Annotated in this window: 14 protein-coding genes and 1 riboswitch; of the genes, 8 read left to right on the forward strand and 6 right to left on the reverse strand. The window is 56.0% G+C overall.

What is annotated here, in order from left to right; translation table 11 throughout:
• Positions 1-231 precede the first annotated feature (231 nt).
• The 4 genes from FHW17_RS04755 (at position 232) to FHW17_RS04770 (ending at position 5,331) form a co-directional block, all read left to right on the forward strand.
• Positions 232-3,294 (forward strand): helicase-related protein, encoded by a 3,063-nt coding sequence (locus FHW17_RS04755; protein WP_182509297.1) that lies wholly within the window; start codon positions 232-234, stop codon positions 3,292-3,294.
• A gap of 14 nt (positions 3,295-3,308) precedes the next feature.
• Positions 3,309-3,713, forward strand: a complete 405-nt coding sequence (locus FHW17_RS04760) for an RNA-binding S4 domain-containing protein (RefSeq protein ID WP_113095477.1) — start codon at positions 3,309-3,311, stop codon at positions 3,711-3,713.
• Positions 3,714-4,025: 312 nt separating this feature from the next.
• Positions 4,026-4,364 carry a ferredoxin FdxA gene (gene fdxA, locus FHW17_RS04765; protein WP_112523010.1) on the forward strand — a complete coding sequence of 113 codons (339 nt, stop codon included), beginning with the start codon at positions 4,026-4,028 and terminating at the stop codon, positions 4,362-4,364.
• 352 nt (positions 4,365-4,716) lie between these two features.
• Complete coding sequence (locus FHW17_RS04770; protein ID WP_182509298.1) at positions 4,717-5,331, forward strand: CarD family transcriptional regulator; 615 nt, start codon at positions 4,717-4,719, stop codon at positions 5,329-5,331.
• A 52-nt stretch (positions 5,332-5,383) separates the two neighbouring features.
• On the opposite strand, the gene FHW17_RS04775 is transcribed toward FHW17_RS04770, so the two are convergent.
• From FHW17_RS04775 to thiB, 4 genes are all read right to left on the reverse strand, one after another.
• On the reverse strand, positions 5,384-6,811 hold the full coding sequence (locus FHW17_RS04775; RefSeq protein WP_227988238.1) for a M48 family metalloprotease: 1,428 nt from the start codon (positions 6,809-6,811) through the stop codon (positions 5,384-5,386).
• Positions 6,812-7,053: 242 nt separating this feature from the next.
• On the reverse strand, positions 7,054-7,806 hold the full coding sequence (gene thiQ / locus FHW17_RS04780; RefSeq protein ID WP_182509299.1) for a thiamine ABC transporter ATP-binding protein: 753 nt from the start codon (positions 7,804-7,806) through the stop codon (positions 7,054-7,056).
• Entirely contained in the window at positions 7,799-9,433 is a 1,635-nt protein-coding gene (gene thiP / locus FHW17_RS04785; RefSeq protein ID WP_182509300.1) for a thiamine/thiamine pyrophosphate ABC transporter permease, read from the reverse strand. The genes thiQ and thiP overlap by 8 nt, the downstream gene beginning before the upstream one ends.
• 4 nt (positions 9,434-9,437) lie before the next feature.
• A complete protein-coding gene (gene thiB / locus FHW17_RS04790) occupies positions 9,438-10,397 on the reverse strand; it encodes a thiamine ABC transporter substrate binding subunit (RefSeq protein ID WP_246706746.1) in 960 nt (319 codons plus the stop codon).
• Positions 10,398-10,502: 105 nt separating this feature from the next.
• Positions 10,503-10,620: riboswitch (TPP riboswitch) on the reverse strand.
• 411 nt (positions 10,621-11,031) lie between these two features.
• On the opposite strand from thiB, the gene FHW17_RS04795 reads away from it, so the two are divergent.
• From FHW17_RS04795 to FHW17_RS04810, 4 genes are all read left to right on the forward strand, one after another.
• Positions 11,032-11,658 (forward strand): thiamine diphosphokinase, encoded by a 627-nt coding sequence (locus tag FHW17_RS04795; protein WP_112523015.1) that lies wholly within the window; start codon positions 11,032-11,034, stop codon positions 11,656-11,658.
• 103 nt (positions 11,659-11,761) lie between these two features.
• The gene (locus FHW17_RS04800) at positions 11,762-12,058 is read left to right on the forward strand and encodes a hypothetical protein (protein ID WP_091879763.1); all 297 of its coding nucleotides are present in this window, start codon (positions 11,762-11,764) and stop codon (positions 12,056-12,058) included.
• Positions 12,059-12,204: 146 nt separating this feature from the next.
• Complete coding sequence (locus FHW17_RS04805; RefSeq protein ID WP_182509302.1) at positions 12,205-12,579, forward strand: YMGG-like glycine zipper-containing protein; 375 nt, start codon at positions 12,205-12,207, stop codon at positions 12,577-12,579.
• A gap of 162 nt (positions 12,580-12,741) precedes the next feature.
• Positions 12,742-14,559, forward strand: coding sequence for an ATP-binding cassette domain-containing protein (locus FHW17_RS04810; RefSeq protein ID WP_182509303.1), 1,818 nt, complete (start codon positions 12,742-12,744; stop codon positions 14,557-14,559).
• Between the two features lie 49 nt (positions 14,560-14,608).
• On the opposite strand, the gene FHW17_RS04815 is transcribed toward FHW17_RS04810, so the two are convergent.
• Together FHW17_RS04815 and FHW17_RS04820 are read right to left on the reverse strand one after the other, a co-directional pair.
• On the reverse strand, positions 14,609-14,974 hold the full coding sequence (locus FHW17_RS04815) for a cell division protein ZapA (RefSeq protein ID WP_091879767.1): 366 nt from the start codon (positions 14,972-14,974) through the stop codon (positions 14,609-14,611).
• A gap of 27 nt (positions 14,975-15,001) precedes the next feature.
• Positions 15,002-15,274, reverse strand: coding sequence for a DUF4164 domain-containing protein (locus tag FHW17_RS04820; RefSeq protein ID WP_112523018.1), 273 nt, complete (start codon positions 15,272-15,274; stop codon positions 15,002-15,004).
• Positions 15,275-15,544 lie beyond the last annotated feature (270 nt).

Below are 15,544 nucleotides of genomic sequence, written 5' to 3' on the forward strand. Positions count from 1 at the left end.
TAGATATGGCCGTGAACAAAGCAGGAATCTGGTCCTATAGCTGATTCGTCGCTGATTCGTTCTGCTCGCGTTCTATTTCTTAATGGAACACTCCGTGAATCGGTTCGCAATTGTTTATCTTGAGGTCGCCGCATACTTTCTGTCTGATACCGATAATGCTATCGGATAGTGCATGCCCGGCATGCCTTGCTGGTTTTGGTAAGGCCGTCGTGCCGGTGTTGGATATTTTTGATGAACCTTATGCCTACCCCCGAACTTCCTCTGATCCTGAGCGGTCGTGACGTCACCGCCGTTTTGGGGCCGACGAACACGGGCAAGACTCACCTCGCCATTGAGCGGATGCTGGCGCACCAGACAGGCATGATTGGCCTGCCACTGCGCCTGCTGGCGCGCGAAGTCTATAATCGTGTGGCCGAACGGGTCGGGCTTGCCAATGTTGCGCTGATAACAGGCGAAGAAAAGATTCAGCCACCCGGCGCGCGTTATGCGGTTTGTACTGTCGAGGCGATGCCACGTCAGACTGATGTGGACTTCGTTGCCATTGATGAGGTTCAGCTCGCCAATGATCTTGAACGCGGCCATATCTTTACAGACCGCATCCTGCATCTGCGTGGGCGTCAGGAAACGCTGCTGCTGGGCGCGGCAACCATGCGCGGCATACTGGAAAAGCTGCTGCGCGGCATTTCCGTCGTCACGCGTCCGCGCCTGTCCAATCTCGCTTATGCGGGCTCCAAGAAAATCACACGCCTGCCACCGCGCACGGCCATCGTCGCCTTTGCTGCCGATGAAGTCTATTCCATCGCCGAACTGATCCGCCGCCAGAATGGCGGTGCAGCTGTGGTTATGGGGGCTTTGAGCCCGCGCACCCGCAATGCGCAGGTGGATCTCTATCAATCGGGCGATGTGGATTATCTGGTGGCGACCGATGCGATTGGCATGGGGCTCAATCTCGACGTTGATCATGTCGCTTTCGCACAGGACCGCAAATTTGACGGTTATCAGTTCCGCGATCTGTCGCCGGGCGAAATTGGCCAGATTGCCGGGCGTGCCGGTCGGCATTTGCGCGATGGTACATTTGGCGTCACCGGGCAGGTCTCCGGTTTTTCCGAAGAGCTGGTACAGCGGGTGGAATCGCACAATTTCGATTCGGTCAAGATTTTGCAGTGGCGCACGGCACGGTTTGACTTTTCCAGTATCGATGCATTGAAGCGGTCGATTGATACGCCCGCACCGGTTGAGGGACTGACACGTGCGCTACCTGCGGTGGATCAGCAGGCGCTCGAATATCTGTCAAAAGACCCTGATATTGCCCCGCTGGCCAATACGCCGGAACGGGTGGCATTGCTTTGGGATGTCTGCGCCTTGCCGGACTACCGGAAAATTGCGCCTGCTCAGCACGCCGATATCATCGCATCGATCTATACAGACCTCGTGAAACATGGTCATGTCAACGAAACCTACATGGGCGAACAGGTGCATCGGGCTGATACGACCGATGGCGATATTGATGCTTTGTCGCGAAGGATCGCCCAGATCAGAACCTGGACTTTTGTGTCTCATCGGCCCGGATGGCTGGCAGATCAGGCACATTGGCAAGAAAAGACGCGTGAAATTGAGGACAGATTATCAGATGCACTGCATGAACGGTTGACGAAACGCTTCGTAGACCGCAGGACAAGCGTGCTTATGAGGCGCCTGAGAGAGAATACAATGCTAGAAGCCGAAATTAGCCCTGCCGGGGACGTTGTTGTCGAAGGGCACCATGTTGGACGTTTGGATGGATTCCGTTTTACGACGGACAGCCAGATTGATGGAACCGATGCAAAAGCCGTGAAGGCCGCTGCACAGAAAGCCTTGGCGACAGAGTTCGACAATCGCGCCGAGCGCTTTGCCGCCTCCGCGAATGGCGATTTCGCTCTTGCCTCGGATGGGACGTTGCGCTGGATTGGCGCGCCTGTTGCCTCCGTGGTCTCGGGCGAACAGCCATTGAAGCCCCGCGCGGTGCTTCTGGCCGATGAGCAGTTGACGGGACCGGCACGCGACAAGGTCGCTGCCCGTGTTGACCGCTTCCTTGCCCATCATGTGGATACGGTGCTCAAACCGCTCGTCGATCTTGCCAATGCCGATGCGCTGGTGGGGATCACGCGGGGACTGGCGTTTCAGCTGGTTGAAAACTTTGGCGTGTTGCAGCGCCGGGATGTGGCCGAGGACGTTCGCGGTCTCGATCAGGATTCGCGCGCAGCGCTCCGCCGTCTTGGCGTGCGCTTCGGTGCCTATCATGTTTTCCTGCCTGCCTTGCTCAAGCCTGCGCCCGCGGGTCTTCTGACGCTGCTATGGGCGCTCAAGGAAGATGCCAAGGATCGTCCGGGTTACGGCGATGTCGTGCAGGTGCTTTCCGCAGGTCGCACGTCGGTTGTAACCGATCCTGCTTTCGATCCATCCTTTTACCGCCTTGGCGGGTACAGGCTGCTCGGACGACGCGCAGTGCGCATCGATATTCTCGAGCGTCTGGCTGATCTTATCCGTCCGGCACTGGCGTGGAAGCCGGGTGTGGGAACACGGCCCGATGGCGCTTATGATGGCACCCGTTTTGTCGTTACACCTGCGATGATGTCCATTCTCGGTGCAACTGCCGACGATATGGAAGAAATCCTGAAGAATCTTGGCTATCGCTCGGAAGCAACAGATGCGACCGTGGTATCCGCCAAGGTTGCCGAGCTTGATGCCGTCGCCCAGACAACTGCGCCGCAGGAAACGGCAAAAGCTGCGTCAACCACTCCAGCAGCTGAACCGGTCGGCGATCCGATTGTCAAACCAGTGGTTGAGGCTGTGGAAGCGGTTGCGGTTGCGGTGGCAGAAGAAGCATCCGCGCCTGTTGCTGAAACTGCGGCAGCTCCTGCAGTTGCGGAAGAGGCTCCCAAGCCTGTTCTTCTCTGGCGTCAGGCTCCCCGCTTTGAAGGCCGCCACAACAACAATAATCGCCGTTCGCAGGGTGCGCGTGAGAATCAGCGTGAGCCGCAGGCTCGCAATGGCAACGCACCGGGTGAAGAGCGCCAAGGTCGCCCGAACCGCAATGCCGGTCCGCAGGGCGAGCAGCGCGGCGAGCGCAGGGATTTCCGTGGCAAGGGCAGCAAGCCTGTTGGAGCTGACCGCTTCAAGCAGGATGGCGGCAAGCCATCCGGTAAACCTCAGCAGCACGGTAAGCGGCCGGAACGTGAAGAGCGGCCGGTCAAGATCGACATGGACTCCCCCTTCGCCAAATTGCTGGCGTTGAAGGAGCAGATGAAGAAGTGAGGTTTTGCCTCTAAATGACGGGAACGGACCGGCAGCGCGTCGACAAGTGGCTGTTTTTTGCACGGGTGGTTAAATCCCGTTCCCTGGCGGCAAAACTGGCATCGGGCGGGAATGTCCGGGTCAATAAGGACAAGATCGATCAGCCATCACACGGGGTCAAACCCGGTGATGTGCTGACAATCACCCTGGACAGACGCATCCTCATCTACAAGGTGCTCTCAGGTGGCACACGGCGCGGCCCGTCTGAAGAGGCTCGAACGCTGTATGAGGATATTTCTCCACCACCTCCACCCAAAGATGCGCTGAGCCGCCTTGATACTTTGCCGCGGCGTGATGCAGGCAGTGGCCGCCCTACGAAGCGCGAGCGACGGGAAGTCGACAGGCTGATGCTGGGCCGAAATGAAGAGCCGGAAGATTAGTTTGCGACAAAAAATGTGGGAATATCGAAATTCTCTCCCAATTCGTCGGCGGGGCTAAAATAATATTTCCAGAATACCTATATTAGGAGGCAATGGTTGCTTGTCGGCGGGTCATCGCGATGCGATGAATGGCACTCTGCGGACTTGAACTTTGGCTCATGTCCTGATGTGATGAAGACAATCCTTTGCACGTCGAGATTTTTCGGGCCGCGTTCTGGTGCCGCAGTCCGTTCTTCCCCTCTTGTCAGCCCGGTGCCAAATCGTTACCTCAACCGCTGACACACTGACTATGGTGTCTTCAGGAGCCAGTAAATGACATATGTTGTGACCGACAATTGCATCCGCTGTAAGTATATGGATTGCGTTGAGGTCTGTCCGGTCGATTGTTTTTACGAAGGTGAGAACATGCTCGTCATCCATCCGGATGAGTGCATCGACTGTGGCGTTTGTGAACCGGAATGCCCTGCCGAAGCCATCAAGCCGGACACCGAGCCGGGGCTCGACAGCTGGTTGCAGCTGAATTCGGAATATGCGGAAAAGTGGCCCAATATTTCGGCGAAGAAAGATGCGCCTGACGACGCCAAGGAAATGGACGGTGTAACCGGTAAACTGGAGAAGTATTTCTCACCGGAGCCAGGCGAAGGCGACTAGACCTGTTCAAAGTGCCATGCTTGCCCGCAAGACTGATTTGCCCTGAAAATCAAGACTTGCAATACGTTTAATTTGAGCATGTGCAGCAAAAAGTTGATTCTGATCACTTTTCGTGTTATGGTCTGTCGATATGTTGATCATTGGACGTCAATTTCGTGGCGCTAAAGCATAAATCACCAATCGGCTAGATTTTTTCCGGACTTAACAGTTCAGGTTGAGGTTATTTGGTTGTGACCTGTCCTGCTGTTTGGTCTGGATTGCTTTGCGCGACATTATTGACGGCCGACAAACCGGGTTCCGGTTTCCAGTGATTGGTTTAACCGGTGCGTTTTGCCGGGCGCAGCAGGGAGTAATGAAGCGCATGACAGCAGTTCCGCAGAAAAAGACCGCCCAGCGTATCGGATTCAAAACGGGCGAGTTTATTGTATATCCGGCTCATGGTGTAGGACAGATCGTCAATATTGAAGAACAGGAAGTTGCAGGCCACAAGCTTGAGCTTTTTGTCATTGACTTTCAAAAAGATAAGATGCGCTTGAAAGTACCGGTCGCAAAAGCAACCGCCATTGGTATGCGCAAGCTCTCCGAGACAGATTATGTTGAACGTGCTCTGAAGGTCGTTCAGGGACGTGCCCGTATCAAGCGCACCATGTGGTCCCGCCGCGCGCAGGAATATGATGCGAAGATCAACTCGGGCGACCTGATTTCAATTTCAGAAGTTGTTCGCGATCTTTTCCGTGCCGACAACCAGCCGGAGCAGTCCTATTCCGAACGCCAGCTTTATGAAGCAGCACTCGACCGCATGGCTCGTGAAATTTCCGCCGTCAACAAGATGTCGGAAACCGAAGCTGTCCGTTTGATTGAAGTCAATCTCGCCAAGGGTCCCAAGCGTGGCGCGAAGACTGATGAGGCTGAGGCAGAGGCTGATGCGGACGTTTCCGTGGAAGACGAGCAGGAAGAAGCCGCATAAGAGCGGGTTCATCTATTTCAACAAAAAAGCCCGGTTTTACCGGGCTTTTTTGTTATTCGCTGATGATCTTAACCTTATCGCCGACCGAAACCGTACCGCCCGGTGGCAGGGCATTGATCAGCCGGAAGAGATCCAGCTTACGGTCTGTTCCCATGATCTGGTTGGACAGGCTGGCAAGCGTATCGCCCGATTTGACCGTGATAACCCTGATACGCAGCGGCTTGATATTGGCCTTTTCCTGCGGCGTCAGCAGATGAAAACTCTGCGTGACCGTTTGTGCAGCTGGCATCAATGCAGTGCTGCCCGTTGGTGCTGCTGTCAGGAAGCGATAGATACGATCGCCCGAGTTCACGACAAAAATATCGAATTCCCAGCGATCCGCTTTGGCCTTTGCCGATGCGGCAGGCAAGCCATTAAAGGTCGTTGCCTTGACGCTGGCGTTGTCGAGGCCTGTGACCCAGCCGCTGCGCATATAATCGACCATGGATGTCTTGCCGGATATCTGCGTTCCATCGAAACGGATCGCGACTTCGCCGGGCCCTGTTGCCATGACAGCCGCTGCAGAATTGTCGATGACAAAACCATCTGGAACCGTAAAGCTGACACCAAGCAGCGGATGCACGAAGGTGCGGCCGCGGACATAGCCTTCTTCCGGCGTGTCGCCATAGAGCAGCCCGTCAATGCCTTGCAGGAAGGAGTCGCGGTCTGTCGTACCGACACCCGGCGCACCGATCTTGCGGGCATGGCCGCGCGCAAGCTCAATACGCTGCGGCGCCGAGGGATGGCTGGCAAGGAAGTCGAGGCTGGCATCGGTGGCGCCGGAGACGTTGCGGAAATCCGAATAGGCGGCCATGGATTGCAGGAAGCGCGCGGCGGCAAAGGGATCATAACCGGCTTCACCGATCATCTTGATGCCGATGGCGTCAGCCTGCAGTTCCTGATTGCGCGAGAATTGCGCCATGCGCAGCTTGCCGCGAATAAGCGCTTCACGCCCCGCCTGATCATCCTGCAAAACTTCCGACACAACACGCCCGGCGATAACCGCTTCCGCCTCGCGCTGTTGGCGTTCAACGCCATGATTGGCGATGACGTGGCCCATTTCGTGCGCAATAACAGCGGCGAGTTCCGCGCTGTCATTGGCCAAGGCGAGCAAGCCGCGTGTGACATAGAGATATCCGCCCGGCAGCGCGAAGGCGTTGATATTGGGCGAATTCAGAATGGTGATGCGGTAGGTATGGGTCGGATTATCTGACACGGTGGTCAGATTGCCGACAACCTTGGCGACCATGCGCTCGAGCTTTGCGTCCTTGTACTCGCCGCCATAGGTGGCAAGGATACGCGGATGCTGTTCGGCACTGAGTTTTGCCAGCCGGTCATTCTTCGAGACGTTGTCAACGATGACAGGGCTGGACGATGGTCCAAGCGCATCTTCCTTTGTTACATTCAAAACTTGGCAGCCCGACAGAAAGGCAAGCAGCAGCGTTGCCGAAGCCACTGTCGTGCCTCGCCCTGCCGGAAAGAACCGTCGATTGCCTGTCGGGAGAATGTGCGAGCCCAGAATCATGTCCTCATGTCGTACGGCGCCAGTGCCAACGCTAAAATCAAGTTCTCACTCGTCTTTTGCCTGCGGAATCGGCGTGCTTACTTTCTAGCTAACCCGTTGAGCAGGCGGGAGCAAGAATTTCATTGATTTCTTATGAGACCCATTGAGTACAAAATATGTCAAAGTGATAACTCTTGCGAGCCGAGATATTTTCGCAACAGCGCAGGACCCGTCGCCGATAACAATTCCCGCGCAGGTCCTGACGCTGCAACCCGGCCATTTTCAAGGAAAAACAGGGTTGATGGGAGGCGCAGGGCATCTTCAGGGTGATGTGTGACCATGACAACGGTCATGCGAGTGTCTGTGTGTAATTGCCCGATGAGATCAAGCATTTCATGGCGCAGCGCCGGACCTAGCGAAGCAAAGGCTTCATCCAGCAGCAGCACAGGCCGGTTGCGAACCAGCGCACGCGCAATGGCCACACGCTGACGCTCGCCTCCCGATAATGCCTGTGGTTTGCGCGTCTCTTTGCCGGCAAGACCAACTTTTGCGATGGCATCACGGATCGCGGCATGATCGGCTTCACCGAGCCGAAGATTGGATTTGCGGCCAAGACCGACATTGGCGGCCACATCGAGATGGGCAAACAGATTGTTGTCCTGAAACACCATCGAAACCGGTCGTTGTGAGGGCTCGACCTCGGTCATGTCCTGATCGGCGATGAACACCCGGCCGGAAACCGGCGTTTCAAATCCGGCTATCAGATTGAGAACGGTCGACTTGCCTGCACCGCTTGGTCCAATGATCGCAGCGATGGATGATGGTTCGATGGCAAAGTCGAAATGCATGGCCATGTCGCCATAGTCGAAGCGAACGGCGTCAAGACGGACGGCTGCTCCACCTGCTTCTGTATTTGCCGTTAGATCAATCATCTCTATCACTGTTCTGTCTGGCGAGACTGGCGGCGCCGCGATCTGCCGTGAACATCAACAACAGGCACAGGGCACCCAGGATCAGTGCCAATCCTGCTGCGTCCTGTGTGCGATAACTTCCCATGCGCTGCAAGAGCAGGAAAGGCAGGGTCTGGATTGAATCATTGCCAAAGAGCGCGATGGTTCCAAGATCGCCAAGCGACAGGGCCATGGCAAAGGCAAACGCAACAGCTGTAGGCAGGCGCAAGACGGGCCAGTCGATCAGGCGCAGCCGGTCCCACCCTGATATGCCGAGTTGAAGGCAAAGCCTGTTGTGGCGGCTTGCGGCCGTATCCCATGCCGGGCGCAAGATACGGAAGGCAAAGGGTACCGCCATGGCAGCGTTGACGCAGATGACCATGACGGGAGCAAGGCTGAACGGGTCGATCGCATGGCGGGAGAGAATAAACCAGCCAGCCCCAATGACGATGGGCGGTACGACCATGATCAGGCTCGCGCCGAGATCCAGCGAACGTTCGAAAACGCCAGGTGCCGCTGCCTGCCTTTGGCTTTGCAGATATTCCCGCGCCATGACAAGTGAGAGTGAGATGAGCACAGAAAGGAGGGCGGCTCCAGCGCCAAGTACGATGCTTGTGACAATGGCGCGCCAGACAGCAAATTCCGTCATTAGCCGGGACAGATCGGCACCTAACCCCGAAACAATGGTTCCTGCCATGGGAAGACCGACGAAGAGCAGGCCAAAGATGATTATTGCTGTATTGACGATTTTTGTCGTCCGGTTCGGCTGATCAAACCGCCGGGCAGTCGTTAGAAGACTGAAACCCTCTTCTGCCGGTTTGCCCGTCAGACTAAGCAGGAGCAGAACGGCTATCGTCAAGCTCAACTGCAGCAGTGTAAGCGATACGGCGCGGGCAATATCGAAATCAAAATGCAGGGATTGATAGATCGCAACCTCCAGCGTGGTTGCGCGCGGCCCGCCGCCCAGCGTCAGGACGATGGTGAAAGATGTGATGCAGAGCATGAAAATCAGCCCGGCAATACCGGAAAGATTGCGCCTGATAACAGGCCATTCGATCAGTTTGAACCGGGCCCAACTGCCCATGCCAAGCTGCGAGGATAGTTTCCAATAGTCGGAGGGAATGGAATCTAGGCTGGCAAGTATGAGCCGTGTCGCCAGTGGCAGGTTGAAAAAGACATGGGCTATCAGAATGCCGGTAAGGCCGTAAATATTGGGTCTGGCATCGATTCCAAGCCTGTCAAAACCAAAAGCAAGCAGGCCATTACGGCCATAAATGCTGGTGATGCCAAGGACGGCGACGAGCGCGGGCAGGGCCAATGGCAGGGCAAAGAGGCGTAAGATGAGTGCCCGGCCCGGAAAGGCGGGATGTTCATGCAATGCGCGGGCGAGGGGAATGGCAAAGACAACCGCAAGCAGCATCGATAATAGCGCCTGCATGAGGGTAAAGCGCGCCACACGCCATAAATAGCTGTCGAAAGCCGCAAAGCCTTCGGTGCTTCCTCGCAGCGCTTCCACTGCAAGGCTGAGAAGAGCGCCACCCGCAAGCACTGCCAGAAAGGCAAGGGCGATGGCCCCGGCCCATGGTTTCAGCATGCGGGTGGCAGTCATGCTGCTACAGGCTCATGGCCGCAAGCCATTCATCGATCCAGGCTTTGCGGTTCCTGGCAACCTCTTCAGCTGGGAAGATCAGCGTCTTGACCGGTTTCACAAGGTTCTCGAAGGCTGGATTGAGGGCATCGGTGGTTTTGGCCGCAGGGTACATCCAGTTGTTTTCAGGAATGGCATCCTGAAATGCCGGACTGGTCATGAAGCTTAGAAACTGCGCCGATAGCGGGTTTTTCGCACCGTTGACCGTTTGAGCCGCAACCTCGATCTGCAGGTAGTGCCCTTCGCTGAATGAAATCGCCTTGTAGCGATCCACCCGTTCTGCGATCAGATGATAGGCCGGAGAGGTGGTGTAGGACAGAACGAGCGGTGCTTCGCCCTTGGTGAAGAGGCCATAGGCCTCGGACCAGCCCGGTGTGACGGTCAAAACGCGATTTTTCAGCTTGGCCCAGGCTTCACCGGCCTTATCGCCATAAACAGATTTAACCCAGAGAAGCAGGCCAAGGCCCGGCGTCGAGGTGCGCGGGTCCTCGATGACGATTTTTTGCGTCGAATCGCCTTCCACAAGTTCTTTCAGAGTCTCGGGCGGCGTTTTCAGCTTTTCCGAATCATAAATGACGGCGAAATAGCCGTAGTCATAGGGAACGAAAATATCGTCCTTATAGCCACCGGGGATATTCACCGCGCTGGTATCGATGCCATGGGGAGCAAAAAGATTGGTCTCTTTCGCTTCAAAGGTCAGGTTCGTGTCGAGCCCGAGAACAATATCCGCCTTTGTCGATTCGCCCTCGAGTTTGACGCGGTTGAGCAGCGCGACGCCATCGGCAACGGCTACAAATTCCACCGTGCATGCACATTGCTTCTCGAAAGCCTCCTTGACCTTCGGTCCCGGACCCCATTCGGCGGTGAAGCTTTCATAGGTGTAAACGGTGAGTTTGCCTTCGGCCAGTGCCGCGCCAATTGGCATGAGGCCGACAAATGCGGCCAAAACAGCCGCGGTCTTTACAATAGTCCCAAATGGCCGCATCGGCGCCTCCTATCGTTCATGGTTCAAAAGGATTGGTGCGCCGGCAAATCTGCCGCGTCTAATCCCTCCGCCGGTACAAGCCGGATCAGGTTCCGCGGGTTGGCAGGGTTTCCCCTTAGGCCTCTCAGCCGGTCGATCAGATCCGGCACCCCGTTAGAGCATCGCAAGGATAGAGGTTCGGCCAGAGCGGTGCAAGCGGTCGATACTTATGAAATCCTTATGTTTTGCCCAATCTGCCAAATCGAAAGCTGACATTCCCAGCCCTATCTTCCGCCGCGAAAACATCCCCTCACGGCCTGTTTTCCAAAAGAAAGGTTCAATCATGTTTCGGGGTCACGGCTTTTATCATTCCGGCGTCAGGGTTCAGCAGACGACAGCGTCGAGAAATCCAAGGAATAATTCGATGCGCTTGCGTCTCCGCCATCAAAAATTCTTCACGGCACTCAATCCAAGCCTGTTTTTGGCCGTGGGCGTCGCGATTGCAGGCATTGCGGCAATCGTACTCGGACGGCTCGGGTAGAACCACGTCACGCAAGCTCTGTGCGACCGGCTTTTGCCATGCTATGGCCGGTGCATGAGCAAATTCGTTCTTCTCCTTGGCGGCACGCTTCACGTTACCGATCGTCTTCGGCGTCTCGTGGCGGGAGCGCGCATTCTTGCCGCCGATGGTGGGATAGTTCATGCGGGCGCGCTGGGCCTTGAACCGGAGCTGTGGCTGGGCGATTTCGATTCGACATCGCCTGAGTTGGCAGAACGCTATGCCCACATACCACGTTCGGTATTTCCCGCGGCCAAAGACATGACCGACGGCGAACTGGCGCTCAATGAAGCCTATCGGCTGGGGGCGACGGAAGTGATTCTCTGCGGCGCTTTTGGCGGCGAACGCACAGATCATACGCTGCTGCATCTGACCATGGCGACCCGCTATGCTGCGCAGGGCCGAAAGATCATCCTGTCGAGCGGGACCGAAGAAGCACACCCTCTGGTTGCAGGGGAATATTCGTTCGATTTTGCTGATGGAACTGTGTTCAGCATTGTTGCATTTACGTCCCTGCGTGGATTATTTATCCGTGGTGCGCGATGGCCGCTGGAAAATATGGAACTTTCTTTCGGTTCATCGCTTACAGTGTCGAATGCCGTGTGTGGAAATCTCCACGTATCGCTTCGTTCAGGCAATGCAGTTCTGATTGCGGCGCCGTAAAATTGCCCAACGCTTGTAAAACAAAGCGGAAAATGCAATTCTTGCGGTACAGCATTGGGGACGCAAGCTGGTAGGTTTAGTTTTAAAACGGGAGAGGTCTTCCATGTTGAAAAGTTTGTCGACAGTAGCAGTTGCAGCCGTTCTGGCACTTTCAGTGGCCGGTTGTACAACTGGTGAGCAGCGCGCTGCAGGTTATGGTGTTGGCGGTGCAGCCCTTGGTGCATTGGCCGGTGGTGCAATCGGTGGTGGCCGTGGCGCGCTTGCTGGTGCAGCTATCGGTGGTGTTGGCGGCGTCGCCGTTGGTGCCGCAACAGCCAACAATGATGGCGGTGGCCGTCGTTATTGCACATACGAAAACCGCTATGGCGAGCGTTATCGCGCGCCTTGCCGCGGTTACTAATTCTTCCCCATCAGGGAATACAGGACAGGCCGGGAAACCGGCCTGTTTCTGTTTGTGGGCCCTGAGAGCCTGCCAAGGCCGATCTTTCTTCTGCCGCATTAAGGCTTCAAGGTTTGCCCGCTATATTCATGTTGAGAGGATTTACAATGGGTTTTCGTTTAGCCGCGATTGCGGTTTCAGCGCTTCTGGCCATGTCATTGGCCGGCTGTGAAACGAGCGAACAGAACCAGCGTGCCGGGACGGGCGCGTTGATCGGTGGCGGTGTTGGTGCACTTGCCGGACAGGCACTCGGACATAATACCAAAAGCACTGTGATTGGTGCGGCCGGCGGCGCGCTTCTGGGTGCAGCTGTTGGTACAGCAACAACTCCCAGTGGCAGCGGTAATGGCAATCAAAACCTTTGCCGTTATCAGAGGCCCGATGGCAGCATTTACAATGCTCCATGTGAAGGCAATGGTGGCCGTGGTGCAGCCTATGGCGGTTACAACAATGGCGGTGGCTACAACAACGGCGGCTACTAAGCAGCCAGCCACGTTGCTGAATGAATGCAGACAGGCCGGATTTCCGGCCTGTTCCGTTTTATATGGTAAAGATATTTGACAGCGGCGCCAATCTCGCCGACAAGCGCCCGTCGGCACTGATGTCAGGCAATAGCGCTCATTTTCCAGAACTGAAAAAACTCCATGGCTCCTCCACTTCTTCGTCTTGACCGGATTGCATTGACGTTTGGCGGCACACCGCTTTTGACCGATGCGGCTATTTCCGTCAGCGAGGGCGACCGTATCGCCCTTGTTGGCCGCAACGGCTCGGGCAAGTCAACCTTGCTGAAAATCGCGGCGGGCTTTATTGCGCCAACCGACGGCGAAGTGTTCCGCCACCCCGGCGTGACGGTTCGCTATCTGGCTCAGGCGCCCGATATGGAAGGCTTTGCCAGTGTCCGCGACTATGTTGAAGCAGGTCTTGGACCGGCGGATGATCTCTACCGGGTCAGTTACATCCTCGAACATCTCGGCCTGACTGGAGAAGAAAAGCCTGACAATCTGTCGGGCGGTGAAGCACGCCGTGCGGCATTGGCCAAGGTTCTGGCACCGCAGCCGGATATCCTGCTTCTCGATGAGCCAACCAATCATCTGGATTTGACAACCATTGAATGGCTGGAAGGTGAACTCAGGCAGATCCGCTCCAGTATCGTGGTCATCTCCCACGACCGGCGCTTTCTCGAAAACATCAGCCGCTCCACTGTCTGGCTTGATCGCGGTGTTACGAAACGGCTCGATCAGGGTTTTGGCGCCTTCGAAGAATGGCGCGACAAGGTGCTTGAGGAAGAAGAGCGCGATCTGCACAAGCTTGGCCGCCAGATCGTGCGCGAAGAACATTGGTTACGGTACGGCGTTACGGCACGGCGCAAACGCAACATGCGCCGCCTCGGCGAGTTGCACACGATGCGCGGCGAATTCCGCAATCATCGCCGCGCGCAGGGAACAGCGGTTCTTAAAGCCAGCGACAGCAAGGAATCCGGCAAGCTGGTCATTGAGGCGGAACATCTGGTCAAGGCTTACGGCGAGCGCGTGCTTGTCAAGGATTTCTCCACCCGTATCCAGCGTGGCAACTGTGTCGGCTTTGTTGGTCCCAATGGTGTGGGCAAGACCACGCTTCTCTCCATGCTAACGGGTCTGCTGGCACCCGATAGCGGTTTTATCCGTCTCGGAACCAATCTCGAAATTGCGGTGCTCGATCAGAAGCGCGATAGTCTCAACCTTGAGCAGACGCTTTCCGATTATCTGACCGATGGTCGCGGTGAGAATGTCATCGTCAATGGCGAGCAGCGCCATGTGGCGTCCTATATGAAGGACTTCCTGTTCCAGCCGGAGCAGCTGCGCACGCCGATCCGCGAACTCTCCGGTGGCGAAAGGGCGCGGCTGATGCTGGCGCGTGTATTGGCCCGTCCGGCCAATCTGCTGGTACTCGACGAGCCGACCAACGATCTCGATATGGAAACGCTTGACCTCCTGCAGGAGCTGGTTTCCGGTTTTGCCGGAACGGTGCTGCTGGTCAGCCATGATCGCGATTTCCTTGACCGTACCGTAACGTCAGTGATCGCACCTGAGGGCGATGGCCGCTGGCTTGAATATGCTGGTGGTTATACGGATATGCTGGCACAGCGCAAGGAAGCGCTGGCGACGCGCAAAGACCTCAAGGCAACCAAGCTACAAACGTCTGCCGATGCATCCGGTGAAAAGCCAACGGCGCAGCGCGAGGAAAAGCGCAAGCTTTCCTACAAGCAGAAATTTGCGCTGGAGAATCTGCCGGGCAAGATGGAGGCATTGCACGCCGATATCCACAAGCTTGAGGCGAAGCTGGCTGATCCCAATCTTTTTGCCAAGAACCCGCAGCTTTTCAACAAGACAGTCGAGGAGATCGGCAAAAAACGGCATGACCTCGAACGTTTCGAGGAAGAGTGGCTGGAACTCGAAATGCTGCGCGAGGAAATCGGCGGCTAGAGCAGTTTCCGTTTAAACAGGGCTGCTCCAGCTTCGTTACCTAACGATCTTAATTGGCCTTTGGGGCAATTTTTGCAGCGAGGTTCTCGATACGGGTTGTGACCTCTGAAAGAACACCTGTTATTGCCGTGTCGTTCTTATCTGCTTTTTGCAGGGCCTCGTCACGGCTCTTGCGCAGGGCATCGGCTTCGTTTTCAAGGCCTTTCACGCGCATCTGCAATTCGTGCAATTCATCCGTGATCATAATGCCAGCCATGACAGTCAGGCGCAGATCACCAATTTCACCAAAAGACGATTTGAGATGCGTAACGTAACGGTCGAACCGTTCGGCAAGGCCAGTCAGGTGTTGCTCCTGGCCCTCGTCACAGGCCATCCGGTACGCTTTGCCGTCAATCGTAACTGTTACAGTGGCCATGGTCGTCTCTTTCAACTGATGTCGATACTACCGGTCCAGTACGGTGCGAATGGATTCCATCGCCGTTACGAGACGGCGAGAGACTTCCTTGTTTGCCGCTTCCAGACGTTCTGCACGTCCTTCCGATGCATCCAGCTCCTGTGCCAGCCTTCGCCGGTCCATGTTCATGCGCTGGACTTCTTCCTCAGCTTCGGCAAAATCACCTTCCTGCTCAAGGCGCATATCAACAGCATCCTCAAGATGAGCCAAGGCTTTTGCCAGTCTTTCCAGAACCTGTTTGAGGGTGGCTTCCTCTGCCATTTTCGTGTTTCCCCTGTGTGTCGCTCTTTTACGCGAATCGCAAAAAGAAGAACAACTTATGCGCCGAAGTCTAGAGGGCACATCAACACCGCGTCAATCAATCCACGCTGTCACAGTTCGGTCATGCACTGATAATAGAACAAGAGAGGGCCTATGCGACGAAAGAGCCCGCTTTTCGAACGCTCCATTTTGACTTAGGTTTTATTGACTCCCTGATGACACCTGCTATGTGTCGCGTGCCTTTTGGATTTTGTCTGAACCGGCGTCCAG

The sequence above is a fragment of the Phyllobacterium sp. P30BS-XVII genome (assembly GCF_014138335.1).
Classification (GTDB): domain Bacteria; phylum Pseudomonadota; class Alphaproteobacteria; order Rhizobiales; family Rhizobiaceae; genus Phyllobacterium; species Phyllobacterium meliloti.

What these genes read in the sequence shown, in the direction of transcription:
- FHW17_RS04755 (WP_182509297.1), top strand. Translation starts at nt 232, where the DNA reads ATGAACCTTATGCCTACCCCCGAACTTCCTCTGATCCTGAGCGGTCGT.
- FHW17_RS04760 (WP_113095477.1), top strand. Translation starts at nt 3,309, where the DNA reads ATGACGGGAACGGACCGGCAGCGCGTCGACAAGTGGCTGTTTTTTGCA.
- fdxA (WP_112523010.1), top strand. Translation starts at nt 4,026, where the DNA reads ATGACATATGTTGTGACCGACAATTGCATCCGCTGTAAGTATATGGAT.
- FHW17_RS04770 (WP_182509298.1), top strand. Translation starts at nt 4,717, where the DNA reads ATGAAGCGCATGACAGCAGTTCCGCAGAAAAAGACCGCCCAGCGTATC.
- thiQ (WP_182509299.1), bottom strand. Translation starts at nt 7,806, where the DNA reads ATGATTGATCTAACGGCAAATACAGAAGCAGGTGGAGCAGCCGTCCGT.
- thiP (WP_182509300.1), bottom strand. Translation starts at nt 9,433, where the DNA reads ATGACTGCCACCCGCATGCTGAAACCATGGGCCGGGGCCATCGCCCTT.
- thiB (WP_246706746.1), bottom strand. Translation starts at nt 10,397, where the DNA reads ATGCCAATTGGCGCGGCACTGGCCGAAGGCAAACTCACCGTTTACACC.
- FHW17_RS04795 (WP_112523015.1), top strand. Translation starts at nt 11,032, where the DNA reads ATGAGCAAATTCGTTCTTCTCCTTGGCGGCACGCTTCACGTTACCGAT.
- FHW17_RS04800 (WP_091879763.1), top strand. Translation starts at nt 11,762, where the DNA reads ATGTTGAAAAGTTTGTCGACAGTAGCAGTTGCAGCCGTTCTGGCACTT.
- FHW17_RS04805 (WP_182509302.1), top strand. Translation starts at nt 12,205, where the DNA reads ATGGGTTTTCGTTTAGCCGCGATTGCGGTTTCAGCGCTTCTGGCCATG.
- FHW17_RS04810 (WP_182509303.1), top strand. Translation starts at nt 12,742, where the DNA reads ATGGCTCCTCCACTTCTTCGTCTTGACCGGATTGCATTGACGTTTGGC.
- FHW17_RS04815 (WP_091879767.1), bottom strand. Translation starts at nt 14,974, where the DNA reads ATGGCCACTGTAACAGTTACGATTGACGGCAAAGCGTACCGGATGGCC.
- FHW17_RS04820 (WP_112523018.1), bottom strand. Translation starts at nt 15,274, where the DNA reads ATGGCAGAGGAAGCCACCCTCAAACAGGTTCTGGAAAGACTGGCAAAA.